The organism is Roseovarius pelagicus, from assembly GCF_025639885.1.
Lineage (GTDB): Bacteria > Pseudomonadota > Alphaproteobacteria > Rhodobacterales > Rhodobacteraceae > Roseovarius > Roseovarius pelagicus.
Genome location: NZ_CP106738.1, coordinates 1,156,828 through 1,169,392, shown reverse-complemented (window position 1 = coordinate 1,169,392; position 12,565 = coordinate 1,156,828). Strand labels below are relative to the sequence as shown.

The 12,565-nt window shown below is 58.2% G+C and carries 12 protein-coding genes; 11 read left to right on the top strand and 1 reads right to left on the bottom strand.

Annotated elements, in window-relative coordinates; genetic code table 11:
- Positions 1-79 precede the first annotated feature (79 nt).
- The 8 genes from N7U68_RS06695 to N7U68_RS06660 all read left to right on the top strand — a co-directional run bounded on the left by N7U68_RS06695 (position 80) and on the right by N7U68_RS06660 (position 8,602).
- Positions 80-634 carry a GntR family transcriptional regulator gene (locus N7U68_RS06695; protein WP_263048645.1) on the top strand — a complete coding sequence of 185 codons (555 nt, stop codon included), beginning with the start codon at positions 80-82 and terminating at the stop codon, positions 632-634.
- The gene (locus N7U68_RS06690) at positions 574-1,560 is read left to right on the top strand and encodes an aminotransferase-like domain-containing protein (RefSeq protein WP_263048644.1); all 987 of its coding nucleotides are present in this window, start codon (positions 574-576) and stop codon (positions 1,558-1,560) included. Before N7U68_RS06695 ends, N7U68_RS06690 begins: the two co-directional genes overlap by 61 nt.
- Positions 1,561-1,677: 117 nt before the next feature.
- The gene (locus N7U68_RS06685) at positions 1,678-2,757 is read left to right on the top strand and encodes an extracellular solute-binding protein (protein ID WP_165197082.1); all 1,080 of its coding nucleotides are present in this window, start codon (positions 1,678-1,680) and stop codon (positions 2,755-2,757) included.
- 78 nt (positions 2,758-2,835) lie between these two features.
- Positions 2,836-3,936: an ABC transporter ATP-binding protein gene (locus N7U68_RS06680; protein ID WP_165197084.1), complete on the top strand. Its 1,101-nt coding sequence runs from the start codon at positions 2,836-2,838 to the stop codon at positions 3,934-3,936.
- 5 nt (positions 3,937-3,941) lie between these two features.
- On the top strand, positions 3,942-4,808 hold the full coding sequence (locus tag N7U68_RS06675) for an ABC transporter permease (protein ID WP_165197086.1): 867 nt from the start codon (positions 3,942-3,944) through the stop codon (positions 4,806-4,808).
- Between the two features lie 13 nt (positions 4,809-4,821).
- Positions 4,822-5,682 carry an ABC transporter permease gene (locus tag N7U68_RS06670; protein WP_263048643.1) on the top strand — a complete coding sequence of 287 codons (861 nt, stop codon included), beginning with the start codon at positions 4,822-4,824 and terminating at the stop codon, positions 5,680-5,682.
- A 10-nt stretch (positions 5,683-5,692) separates the two neighbouring features.
- On the top strand, positions 5,693-7,315 hold the full coding sequence (locus N7U68_RS06665) for a GMC family oxidoreductase (protein ID WP_263048642.1): 1,623 nt from the start codon (positions 5,693-5,695) through the stop codon (positions 7,313-7,315).
- The gene (locus N7U68_RS06660; protein ID WP_263048641.1) at positions 7,316-8,602 is read left to right on the top strand and encodes an NAD(P)/FAD-dependent oxidoreductase; all 1,287 of its coding nucleotides are present in this window, start codon (positions 7,316-7,318) and stop codon (positions 8,600-8,602) included.
- 15 nt (positions 8,603-8,617) lie between these two features.
- Here N7U68_RS06660 and N7U68_RS06655 read toward each other — a convergent pair whose 3' ends face one another.
- On the bottom strand, positions 8,618-9,595 hold the full coding sequence (locus tag N7U68_RS06655; RefSeq protein ID WP_263048640.1) for a LysR family transcriptional regulator: 978 nt from the start codon (positions 9,593-9,595) through the stop codon (positions 8,618-8,620).
- A 91-nt stretch (positions 9,596-9,686) separates the two neighbouring features.
- Here N7U68_RS06655 and N7U68_RS06650 point away from each other — a divergent pair, with 91 nt between their 5' ends.
- Genes N7U68_RS06650 through N7U68_RS06640 form a run of 3 tightly spaced genes read left to right on the top strand, consistent with a single transcriptional unit; the run spans position 9,687 to position 12,546 of the window.
- Entirely contained in the window at positions 9,687-10,553 is an 867-nt protein-coding gene (locus N7U68_RS06650; protein WP_165197094.1) for an ABC transporter permease, read from the top strand.
- Positions 10,553-11,359 (top strand): ABC transporter permease, encoded by an 807-nt coding sequence (locus N7U68_RS06645; RefSeq protein WP_165197096.1) that lies wholly within the window; start codon positions 10,553-10,555, stop codon positions 11,357-11,359. Before N7U68_RS06650 ends, N7U68_RS06645 begins: the two co-directional genes overlap by 1 nt.
- Positions 11,360-11,409: 50 nt before the next feature.
- A complete protein-coding gene (locus N7U68_RS06640; RefSeq protein ID WP_308446182.1) occupies positions 11,410-12,546 on the top strand; it encodes an extracellular solute-binding protein in 1,137 nt (378 codons plus the stop codon).
- The last annotated feature ends 19 nt before the right edge of the window (positions 12,547-12,565 follow it).

The window sequence follows — 12,565 nt, the reverse complement described above, 5'->3', positions numbered from 1 at the left end:
CCCTAAGATAGGTCCATTACGGCCAATTTGTCAGGCCAATTTGTCGTGCCGATTTTTGTGGATAATGGGGAGGCGCCAGATGAAACAACAGGCTGGCGCACTCTTGTCCTCGATCGCGATTGATCGTGATGCGCCCCGAAAAGTGAGCGTGCAACTCTACCTCGCCTTGCGTGATATCATCCTATCAGGGGGGCTGGGACCGGGTGACCGGCTGCCAGCCAGCCGTATTCTGGCGCGAGAAGTGGGGGTGTCGCGCACCACTGTGATTGACGCGATTGAACGGCTGGTCGCCGAGGGAATGCTGGTCTCTCGTGTTGGTGCGGGCACCTTTGTCAGCGACATTCTGGAGCATCAACGCCCGACACCCCCCGTCGCTGCCCCCCCGGTGTGCCGGCGCCCACGCCGCGCCTGTCGCATACCATCGACCATGCGTTCGAAGCGTATGCACCGCGCGCGCAGTTACCTCACAGCGCAGGTGCCTTCGTCACGGCACTGCCCGCGCTCGATGCGTTTCCCGTTGCACATTGGGCGCGGATTTCGGCCCGACATCTGCGCGGTGACCGCGAGACAATTATGGGATATGGCCCGCCCGCAGGTCATCCGGGATTGCGCCGCGCCATTGCCAGTCACCTAAATGCCAGCCGGGGGATCAAGTGTGATCCCGACCAGATTTTCGTGACCGGCGGCGCGCAACAGGCATTTTCGCTGATTGGCCGGGTGCTGCTTAATCCCGGTGACGGGGTTTGGTACGAGAACCCCGGCGCCACCGGGGCGCGCAACGCTCTGATCGCGGCCGGAGCGGATCTGGTGCCCGTAAACGTGGGCGCTGAGGGGCTGGATGTAGAGGAGGGACGCGCCAAGGCGCCGCATTTCCGGCTGGCTTTCGTCACCCCGTCGCACCAGCAACCGTTGGGGCACGTCATGTCACTGGCGCGTCGACTGGAGTTGCTGGAGGCGGCGAATGCGGCACAGGCCCTCATCATCGAGGATGATTATGATGGTGAGTTTTACTACGGTGATCGCCCCATGCCACCGCTCAAGAGTATCGATACCGAGGATCGCGTGCTCTATGTCGGGACGTTCTCCAAGACGATGTTTCCATCGTTGCGATTGGGGTTTGTTCTGGTCCCGCGCAGTCTGGTCACGGCATTTGATCGTCTTTTTGCCAGTTGGATCAGCACTCCGCCCACCGCAACTCAGGCCAGTGTGGCCGAATTCATGGATGAGGGCCTGTTTGCCACGCATATCCGTATCATGCGGCGGCTCTACAAGGCGCGCTATCAGACACTGATGGAAGAATCACCCGCCCTGCCAGAGAGTATCAAGGTGCAGCCAACGACGAGCGGGTTCCACACAACGGCACTGTTGGATGGTCGGGTGGACGTGCAACTGCTGATAAATCAGGCGCGGAGTGCCGGAGTCACGATTGTTCCGATTAGTCGTTACGCGCTGTCGCCTCTTGGTTACAATGGGTTGGTACTCGGCTTTGGTAGCACCGGCCCGGACGAGATTCGTGCTGGGATTAGGGTGCTGCGAGAGATGCCTGCACTTCGGGTTTGAATTGGTCTGCACAATTTTCCATAATGGATATGAGAGGCAGACCAATCTACGCCTAAGCTTTGGCGGCAATTTGACCATAATAGCGGTGCATCTGCGCCGTACATAAGGGAGGATCAAATGATCAGAACACTTAAAACAACGGGCCTTGTTGCCGCGTTAATGATGGGAACGGTATCGGTCGGATCGGCCGAAACACTGCGCCTGATGACTTGGGGTTCTTATGCGCCAGAGGAACTGGTTCAAAAGTTCGAGGAAAAGTATCCCGACATCAACGTTGAAGTCACGTTCTCGAACAACGAAGAAATGATTGCCAAGCTGCGCGCCACCGGCGGCGCTGGCTTTGACCTTGCCCAGCCCAGCCATGACCGGATTTATGCCGCCCAGCTGGAATATGACATCTACAAGCCGCTCGATCTGAGCAAGATCAACACAGATGTGATGAACGAATCGCTGCTGAATGGTGTGAAAGCCAACACCACCATCGACGGTGAAGTCTATGCCGTGCCGCACCAGTGGGGCACCTCCGGCCTGATGAAGAACAAGAAGGAAGCCCCCGATTTCAACGGCTGGGATGACCTGTGCGATCCCGCGTATCAGGGCAAAACGTCGATGCGCCTTAAGCGTACAATCCTGCTGGGCACAGCATTTGCAATGGGCAAAGACCCGTTTGCGGCCTATGCCGATCTGGACGAGTATCAGAACATCCTCGACGAGGTCGCGGAAAAGCTGATCGAATGCAAATCCAATATCAAAGCCTACTGGAAGGGTGGCGATGATCTGTCCGCAATGATGCTGTCAGGCGAAATCGTCGCGTCCGAAACATGGGACAGCACGGCCTACCGGCTGTTCGCGCAAAACCCTGATATCGTGTTTGTGCCGCCAGAAACCGGCGCACTGGCGTGGATCGATACCTTTGCCATCCCGCGCAAGGGTAAGGCGGATGATGCAGCCTACAAGTGGATCAACTTCGTGCTCGAGCCCGAGAATGTCACGATCATGTCCGGCAGCACGGGTGCTATTGCCTCCGTCAAAGGGGCCAAGGATCTGCTGCCCGAGGACAAGAAGATGGCTGTCAACGCCGCCTTTACCGATGCAGATATCGACAACCTGAAATTCTTCGCCAACATCCCTCCGGGTGTAGAGGACATGGAAGGCAAGACTCTGGAAAAGATCAAAGCGGCCACGGGCAGCGAATGATCTGATCTGATCCTTGGGGCGGCGTGCCGATGTGCGCGCCGCCCCACCTATTTTCAACATCCCAAGATGGACGCCCCAATGAGTGACCAAGCTGCCTACGATCTGGAATGCACCAACATCACCAAGGATTTCGGATCGATCCGCGCGGTCGAGGATGTATCTTTTGAAATTCCGTCAGGGTCGTTCTTTTCGATCCTCGGTCCATCGGGCTGTGGCAAGACAACGCTGATGCGCATGATCGCCGGGTTCGAAAACCCGACCAGCGGCGATATCCGCATCAAGGGCCGCTCGGTCCTCGATGTGCCGCCGAACAAGCGCAACGTAAAGATGGTGTTCCAACACCTCGCGCTGTTCCCGATGATGAATGTCTATGACAATATCGCCTACGGGCTGCGTTGCGCAGGCACGCCAAAATCCGAAATCGAAGGCAAGGTGCGCGACGTGTTGGACCGGATCGCGTTGCCCGATGTGGCGCAACGTGAAATACATCAGCTCTCGGGCGGGCAGAAGCAACGTATCGCGATTGCGCGCTGCATGGTTCTGGACCCTGATGTGCTGTTGCTCGATGAACCGCTCGGCGCGCTGGACCTGAAGCTGCGCGAGGCGATGAAGATCGAGTTGAAGCTGTTGCAACACCAGTTCAACACCACGTTTGTCTACATCACCCATGACCAATCAGAGGCGCTGGTGATGTCTGATCACGTTGCCATCATGAACAACGGTCGTTTTGAACAGATCGGGCGACCCGAGGCGCTCTATCATAACCCGGCGACCAGTTTCGTCGCGGGTTTTGTCGGCGACTCGAACCGCTGGAAAGGCAAGGTCGCCGAGGTGAAATCCGACAGCGCGCGGGTTGAGACTGATGCCGGACTGACCATGATCTGCAAACGCCGCAAGGGCGAGGAACTGAACGCGGGGCAGACGGTCGAGATATTCGTGCGCCCAGAGTTTATCACCGCACAGAAAGCAGGTAGCGCGGCCAATGCTGACAACACGCTGACCGGCACTGTCGATTCCGTTCTCTTCAACGGGGCCAATAGCAGAGTTCTGGTGCGCGGCCCCAGCGCCGAGCTGATAGAGGCCGATGTCGTCGTGACCGGTGGGGCAGAGGATTTGCGCCAAGGCGATGGCGTCTGCCTTAGCTGGGCAGCACAACAGACCATGTGTTTCGCGGGGTAGGATAGATGCAAAGTGACATCAAACGCCTCTCGCTGATCCTGCTCTTTGCGCCTTTCGCGCTCTGGCTGCTGCTGCTGATCATCCTGCCGCATATTGGGATCGTGGCCCTGTCGCTGCGCGAGAAGGTGGCGCCGCGTGTCTACGAGTTCGGTTTTGGCAACTACATAGATTTCATTCAGGAACCGATCTACTGGAACACGCTGCTGCGCACCGGCTCCATGTCGATCCTGGTAACCGTTCTGGCGCTGCTGATCGGGTTTCCGATTGCCTACTATATCGCCAAGATTGCCGGCAACCGGTCGCGCGGGGCGCTGTTCCTGTTATGCCTCATTCCATTGTGGGTCAGCGACCTGATCCGCGCGTTTGGCTGGATTTTGCTGCTGCGCGAAACCGGCGTCGTGTCGACTTTCCTGCAGAATACAGGGTTGGTCAGTCAACCGATCGAATTTCTCTATAACGACGTCACGGTGGTCATCGGCCTTGTCTACACCGTGATTTTGTTCATGATCGTGCCATTGGTGTCCACGCTGGACGGCATGGGCGATGATATGATCGAGGCAGGCTATAACCTTGGCGGCAGCGGTTTTACCGTGCTGCGCAAAATCATTGTGCCCTATGCCATGCCGGGTATCGTGTCGGGCTGTATCGTGGTGTTTATGCTCACGGCGGGCAGTTACCTGACCCCGATCCTGCTGGGCGGCAAAAACTCCAGTTGGTTTACCGAGCAAATCTATGACCAGTTCATTACGCGGTTCAATTGGGAGAGCGGCGCGGCCTTCGGCTTCCTGCTGCTGGCATTCACGTCGCTGGTGGTGTGGTTGGGCCTCAAACTGACCGGTCAGACACTGGCCAATACCGTGGCAAAGAGCTGAGGAGGAGAGTCAGATGGCAGTAGCAACCCAGAACAAGGCGCTCCTATTCGGTTACCGCGCCTATGTGATCGCATTCTTCATCTTCCTCGCCGCTCCATTGGTGGCGGCGGGTACGTTTGCATTCAACGATTCCCTGTTTCCGGCCTTGCCGTGGCAGGGTTTCACGCTCGACTGGTTCTTTAACGATACCGATCCGCAACTGGGCATGTTCCACGATCGTCGTCTGCTGCGCGGGCTGTATTACTCTGCGATCATCGGTGTGCTGGTGTCATCGCTGTCTGTCTTCGTGGGCACCTGCAATGCATTCCTTTTCGTCCGCGGTGATTTTCCGGCCAAGAATTTCTTTTACATCCTGATGGTGCTGCCGCTCGTCATTCCGGGCGTTATCCTCGGCATCTCGATTCTGGTCATGGCCAGCAACATCGCCAACGGGCTAGAGGATAACTATGGGATCGAACTGGAATTCCTTCGACCCGGTATCCTGCTGGTGGTGTTGGGGCAGTTTTCGTTTGTCACCACGATCACGTCACTGGTGATCACAGCGCGGCTGAAGAAATTCGACTACACGATGGAAGAGGCCGCGCTGAACCTCGGTGCGAGCCGCTTGCAAGTGCTGCGCACTGTCACCCTACCGTTTCTGCGGCCCGCGATGATCGCAGCGGGCATTGTCGCGTTTCTGGTCAGTTTCGAGAATTTCAACACGACGCTCTTCCTTGTCGGGTCGGAATCGCCTCTGACCATCACCATGTTTGACCGTATGGCCAAGGTCGGCTCGACTCCGGTGCTGAACGCGGTATCCTTCTTCCTGATTGTCGGTTCGGGTCTTTTGGCGCTGATCAGTGTCGTGATCCAGCGCGATAAATCCGGCGGCTAAGGCGAACAAAATGGATCGTTATGATTTCGTCATCGTCGGAGCGGGGTCAGCAGGCTGTGTTTTGGCGAACCGGCTGAGTGCGGATGGTAAATACCGTGTGTTGCTGCTGGAAGCCGGCGGGTCGGATGCCAGTCTGTGGATTTGGATGCCGATCGGCTATGGCAAGACGTTCTACCGCAAATCCGTCAACTGGATGTACCAGAGCCAGCCCGATGCAGGCCTGAACGGACGCGTGAGCTATTGGCCCCGCGGCAAGGTCATGGGCGGCTCCAGTTCAATCAACGCAATGGTTTACGTCCGCGGGCAGGCGGAGGATTTCGAAGATTGGCGCGCGATGGGGAATCCGGGCTGGGGCTGGGATGATGTGCTGCCCTATTTCCGCAAATCAGAGAGCAATGATCGTGGCGCGGATGACTGGCGCGGCGGCGACGGGCCGCTCGCGGTGAGCACGATGGATCGCTACCTGCATCCGCTCTGCCAGAACTTCATCAAGGCGGGCGAACAGATACAGGTGCCGCACAATCCCGATTTCAACGGTGCGCGCCAAGAGGGCGTAGGCACCTATCAGAACACAGCCCGTGATGGCATGCGGATGAGCACGGCGCGCGCCTATATCCGGCCTGCGCGCGGACGCGCCAATCTGCGGATAGAAAAGCGCGCGATGGCGACTCGGCTGATCTTTGACGGGACACGCGCGGGCGGGGTGGAGTACGTCCAGAACGGAAAAACCTGTCGCGCGATGGCGTCACGTGAAGTGATCGTATCGGCGGGTGCGGTCAACTCGCCGCAACTCTTGCAATTGTCGGGCGTGGGGCCGGGGGCGCTCTTGCGCGAACACGGGGTCGATGTCGTGCAGGATACGCCCGGCGTGGGGCAGCATTTGCAGGACCATCTGGGCATGGATTTCCTCTATCGCTCCAAGCTGCCGACCCTCAACAACCAGTTGCACAGTTGGTACGGCAAGCTTTGGCAGGGGATGCGTTATGTTTTGACCCGTGGCGGGCCACTGTCACTCGGGGTCAATCAGGGGGGCGGATTTGTCCGCACGCGCGCTGGGCTGACACGACCCAACATGCAACTCTTCTTCTCCCCGGTCAGCTATACCAAGGCCCCGCCGGGTAAACGTCCGCTGATGAACCCCGACCCATTTGCCGGTTTCCTGATCGGGTCGCAGCCAACACGGCCCACCAGCCGTGGTCATATCGAGATCGCCAGTGCGGACCCGTTCGCGCCGCCTGCTATTCATCCCAATTACCTCAGCACGGATTTCGACATGCAGGAGCAAATCGAGGGGTTGCGATTTATCCGCAAACTTGCTGCCGCACCCGCTCTTGCCGATATTATCGAAGCCGAGATTGTTCCGGGCCGCGACGTGCAAAGCGACGCAGATTTTGCCGCCGATGTTCGCGCTCGCGCTGGCACCGTCTTTCACCCGGTCAGTACCTGCCGAATGGGGCCGGACCCGCAGGTGGATGTTGTCGATTCACGTTTGCGGGTCTACGGTTTGCAAGGGTTGCGTGTGGTGGATGCGTCAATATTTCCGACGCTTACATCTGGCAACACCAATGCTCCCGCGATCATGGTGGGGGAAAAGGGGGCCGATATGATCCTTGAGGATGCAAAGGGGCAGTAGATGTTCACAGATGATTTCAAGGACCAGCCCTACTGGTGGGATGCAGCCGCGCCCGAGGACGCGCGCAGCAGCGAATTGCCAAAAACAGTTGATGTTCTTGTCATTGGATCAGGTTACACTGGCCTACATGCCGCGCTGCGCACCGCGCGCGCCGGGCGCAGCACACTGGTGCTTGAGGCAGAAGCGTTGGGCCATGGCGCCAGCAGCCGCAATGGCGGGCAGGTTTCGACCTCTATCAAACCTGATTTCGCGGCGCTCAAACGGCGCTATGGTGAAGACACGGCTCGCGGGATCATCCACGATGCCCAAGCATCGCTGGATTACTTTCAGGACTTTATCGCCGAAGAAGGAATCGACTGTCATTTGCGTGTGCCGGGTCGCTTTCACGGTGCGCACACGGCCGGGCAGTATGACAAGCTGGCGGCGTATGTGGCATCTATGGGCGACGGGATCGACACCGAGGCATTCATGGTCCCGCGCGCGGATCAGCATGCCGAGTTGGGCACCGACGCTTATTATGGGGGGATCGTCTTTCCCAAACACGCAAGCGTGCATCCGGCACTCTACCACAAGGGATTGCGCGATGTGGTGCGCAAGGCCGGCGCGCAAATGGTGTCGCATTGTCGTGTAACGGCAATCGATCGGCAGGCACCGGGATTTCGCGTACGCACCGAACGGGGCGAGGTGATGGCAAAACGCGTCATCGTTGCCACGAACGGCTATACGACCGGGCTGACGCCATGGCAGCAGCGCCGGGTCATACCTATCGGGTCCTATATCATTGCGACCGAAGAGTTGCCGAAGGCGCAGATGGATCGGCTGATGCCCACCAACCGGGTGCTGTCAGACACACGCAAGCTGGTTGTCTACTATCGCCCTTCGCCTGATCGCAAACGTATCCTGTTTGGCGGGCGCGTATCATTGAAAGAGATGAACCCGACCATCACCGGCCCGCGTCTGAAGAGTATGCTGGTTGCGCTGTTTCCCGAGTTGGAAACCGTCAAGATCAGCTATTCTTGGTCCGGGTATGTCGGATATACTTTCGACACGCTGATGCACTGCGGACAAGACGACGGACTGTACTATGCCATGGGCTATTGTGGCTCAGGCGTGGGCATGGCCAGCTATCTGGGCATGAAGATCGGCCTTCAGGCGGCGGATGATCCGGCGGGCGAGACGGCCTTTGGGCGTATTCCATTCCCGACGCGACCCTTCTACACCGGGAACCCGTGGTTTCTGGCCCCGTCAATCATGGTTTACCGTTTCCGTGACCGTTTCGGGATCTAAGATGCGCCCAAGCTGTCAGCTGTAAGTGCGATCCGCGATCGGCGTGTTGTCGATCTTGTCCTGAAGCATAAGCAGCAAAATCTCTTCGGCGCGGTTCATCACCGCGTGCGGGTTCCACACCAGATGCACGTCGATGGCGGGCAGGTCATCGTAGGGCGGCACCTGCCATAGCGCACCATCGGCCACGTCGCGGGCTGCGACGTGTACAGGCAGCGGCCCGATCCCGATCCCGGCCATGATCATCCGCCGCACCTCTTCCAGATTACTGGATGTGCCGACGATCTTTTCACTCATGCTGGATTGCGCACGCATCAAGGTCACGGGACTTAGGACATCCTGCAGACGATCAGTATCGAAGCTGACTGAATTACTACCCTCCAGATCGGCGGGCGACAGGCTGCCGCGTCCAAACAGCGGATGACCCGGCCCGCAATAGAGGCCAAAGAACTCGCGGTATAGTTGCCGGTATTCCAGTCGCGCATTGCGGCTGCGCACGAGGCACAGCGCAAAGGAAGCGCGTTTCGCCTGCACTTCGGCAATAGCGTCGATGCTGGACAGCACTTCGACAGTGAGCGTCGTTTGTGGGTTTGCGCGGTGCCAATCGGACAGGATCCGGTCGAAAAACGGACAAACTACATGGCTTGCCACGACCAAATCCACATGCCCGCGCACGTCATCTGTCATTTCGCGCAACAGTGTGGACAACCGCAGGATCGATCCGTTTATGTCCAACGCTTCACGATAGAGGAGGCGGCCGGCATCAGTCAGGGAATAGTGGCCGGGGCGTCGATCTATCAGTTGACGGCCGACGCGATCTTCCAGACGTTTCAATGCGGTAGACACCGAAGGTTGCTTTAGGCGCAGCCGTTCGGATGCGTCGGTGATCGACCGGGATTCAGCCAATACGACAAAGGTGCGAAGCAGGTTCCAGTCCAACTCGCGCGCGATGCGTTGCGGGCTGTAACGGTGGTCATCCGAACCAACAATAGACATTGGCAATACTCATCATTCTAATTATCTATTTGCGCGATGATCCTCCGCTCCGCATGCTTTGTGCAAGAAGAAACTGGGGGGAGTCGTCCATATGTCGGTCGAAGCGCGCGAAAAGCGCCAGCCGTGGATATTATTATCGCCCGCGTTAACGGCGATCACGCTGCTGCTGTTCATTCCGCTGCTTTTCATCCTCGTTTACAGTTTCTGGCTGCGCACCGCGACGGGCGCGGATGAAGTCGGATTTTATCTGGACAACTGGCGCGAGGCGCTGACCGATGCGTTCTATCGCGACATCCTGCTACATACGCTGCGCATCGCGGCCATCACCACATTGCTTTGCGCTGTCATGGGCTATCCAGCGGCCTATTTCATCGCGCGCTCGAAGGGTAACAAGCCAGTTCTGCTGTTATTGCTGATGCTGCCCTTTTGGATCAGCTACATCATCCGCACGATGAGCTGGATCAACATCCTCGGGGTGTCGGGCGCGCTCAATACATTCCTGCTGTGGATCGGCATCATCAACGAGCCGATGCAGATGCTTTACAATGAGGCGACAGTGATCCTTGGCCTCGTGCATTTTTTGCTGCCCTTCATGGTGCTGAACGTCTTTGTCAGCCTCGATGGCATTGACGAAACGCTAGAGGACGCGGCGAACTCTCTGGGCGCGACGCGCTGGCAGTCTTTCCTTCAGGTCACGCTGCCTTTGTCATTGCCCGGTCTCGCGGCGGGTGGGTTGCTGTGCTTTGTACTGGGTGCAGGGACCTACATCACACCGCTGGTGCTGGGTGGTACCTCCGACGCGATGTTCGCCAATCTGGTATTCGAAGCGATCATCACACAGCTGAACTGGCCGCTGGGTAGCGCGCTATCGCTGATGTTGCTGGCTGTGCTTGGCGTACTGGTGATGATCTACAACCGTTATCTGGGCATGGCGCAATTGATGAAGGGGCTGGGCTGATGGCTGAGCGCACGACATCCTTTGGCTGGCATATGATCCGTGGATACGCGGTGTTGGTCTATATTTTCATGTTCCTGCCGGTGATGGTGGTCGTGCTGCTCAGCTTCAACGCCAGTCAATTCGGCAGCTTCCCGATGACCGGATTTTCGTTTCGCTGGTTTATCGAGTTGTGGGAGAACGAGGCGATCCTGCGCGCGTTCCGAACGTCGGTCATTCTGGGTCTGTTGACGGCGGCCATCTCGACCACGCTTGGCGTGTTGGCCAGCCTCGCCTTGGTGCGGTACCGAGTGCCGGGGGCGAACATGATCTCGACCATCCTGATCGCCCCCATTCTGGTCCCCGAAGTGGTGCTGGCGGTGGCGCTGCTGTTGTTCCTGAACTTTCTGGGCGTAAACAAGAGTTTCGCGTTACTGCTTTTTGGCCATGTGATCTTTACCCTGCCGTTTGTTATTCTCGTCGTGCAGGCGCGGCTGATCGCCATCCGACGTGACGTCGAAGAGGCGGCGATGAGCCTCGGCGCTTCGCCGGTGCAGACGTTTTTTCAAGTGACGCTGCCGCTGATGCTACCTGCGGTTCTGGCCGGCGCACTTTTCGCCTTTACGATCAGTTTTGACGACATCACCGGCACTCTGTTTTGGAAGCCGGGCGGCGTCGAGACCGTGCCGACGCAGATTTTCGCGATGCTGCGCAATTCCATCAGCCCCGAGATCAACGCGCTGGGGACTGTGATGATCGTGATGACCGTGGGTCTGCCCCTGTTGGGCGCGGCCATCGCTAGACAACTTTCAAAGAAAAGCGGGCTCTGACGATCCGCTGAAATTAACCCGATCCAATGGAGGAAACCAACATGACCAAGATCGACAACACCAAACGCTATGAGCGGCTGCGCGAGCGGTATATGAACGGCGACCTGAGCCGCCGTAATTTTCTAGGCCTGCTGGGCGCGGCTGGTGCGGCCTATGGCCTTGTGACGCCCTACCGCGCTATGGCGGCGGACGTGACCGAGGTCCGTTTTGACGGTTGGGGTGGCGTCGTTTCCGAGGCGCTGCGCGCCAATGCATTCGATCCCTTTGAAAACGAGACGGGCATGAAGGTCGTCGACGGCACGTTCGGTGGCGGTGACGAATACCTGAGCCGCGTGAAGGCCAGCCAGCCGGGCGAGTACAACATTGCCCACTTGTCGGGCGTGTTCGACTACGCGCGTTATCACAATCTGGGCCTCAGTTCCGAACTGAACGAGGATAACATTCCGAACCTCGAATTCGTCATTCCCAAGCTGATCGACGTGTTCCGCGGCGTGACCGATGGCAAGCTGAGCTGCGTCCCCTACGATTACGGCACTACTGGCCTCGCCTACAATCGCAAGCATATCTCGGACGAAGAGATGCAGGAAAAGGGCGCGATGATCCTGCTGGACGCCGATCGCAAGGGCAAGATCGCAGGCTGGTCTGACTGGCGCACGCGGATGTGGTACGCTGCTTTGCAGACTGGTCAATCGCCCAACGACATCACGGATGTGGAGGCCGCATGGGATGCCGTGCGTCAGCACCGCGACCTTAGCCTGAAATACTGGGGTTCCGGTGCCGAATTGATGAGCCTGCTGGCCGAAGAGGAAATCCATGTGACCGAAGGCTGGTCTGGCCGCATCTATGCGCTGCAGGAACAGGGTCACGATATCGGCTACATGGATCCGCCCAACGGATTTGGCTGGCAGGAGTGCATGTTCGTGATCAAGGGCAGCCCGATGGAGGCGTGCGAGGAATTGTTGAACTTCATGCTGGCACCGGAAACGTCGATCGCCGTGGCCGAAGGGCAGAATTATCCGCCGGCACTTGATCCCAACAAGGTTGACCTGGGCAAGAAGATCCCGACGTTGCCCGCGTTCGATCCCAATGGCACGCTCGAAAACCTGACCTTCGCCGATCCGGGCTATTGGAACGGCAACGAAGCGGAGTGGGCAAAAACCTTTGGCCGCGTCCAAAAAGGGTACTAAGTAGCGCCCGCCTCGGATT

Excerpts from the sequence above, each read along its gene's own strand:
- N7U68_RS06695 (WP_263048645.1), top strand. The coding sequence starts at position 80 with ATGAAACAACAGGCTGGCGCACTCTTGTCCTCGATCGCGATTGATCGT.
- N7U68_RS06650 (WP_165197094.1), top strand. The coding sequence starts at position 9,687 with ATGTCGGTCGAAGCGCGCGAAAAGCGCCAGCCGTGGATATTATTATCG.
- N7U68_RS06675 (WP_165197086.1), top strand. The coding sequence starts at position 3,942 with ATGCAAAGTGACATCAAACGCCTCTCGCTGATCCTGCTCTTTGCGCCT.
- N7U68_RS06645 (WP_165197096.1), top strand. The coding sequence starts at position 10,553 with ATGGCTGAGCGCACGACATCCTTTGGCTGGCATATGATCCGTGGATAC.
- N7U68_RS06685 (WP_165197082.1), top strand. The coding sequence starts at position 1,678 with ATGATCAGAACACTTAAAACAACGGGCCTTGTTGCCGCGTTAATGATG.
- N7U68_RS06670 (WP_263048643.1), top strand. The coding sequence starts at position 4,822 with ATGGCAGTAGCAACCCAGAACAAGGCGCTCCTATTCGGTTACCGCGCC.
- N7U68_RS06680 (WP_165197084.1), top strand. The coding sequence starts at position 2,836 with ATGAGTGACCAAGCTGCCTACGATCTGGAATGCACCAACATCACCAAG.
- N7U68_RS06655 (WP_263048640.1), bottom strand. The coding sequence starts at position 9,595 with ATGTCTATTGTTGGTTCGGATGACCACCGTTACAGCCCGCAACGCATC.
- N7U68_RS06665 (WP_263048642.1), top strand. The coding sequence starts at position 5,693 with ATGGATCGTTATGATTTCGTCATCGTCGGAGCGGGGTCAGCAGGCTGT.
- N7U68_RS06690 (WP_263048644.1), top strand. The coding sequence starts at position 574 with ATGGGATATGGCCCGCCCGCAGGTCATCCGGGATTGCGCCGCGCCATT.
- N7U68_RS06660 (WP_263048641.1), top strand. The coding sequence starts at position 7,316 with ATGTTCACAGATGATTTCAAGGACCAGCCCTACTGGTGGGATGCAGCC.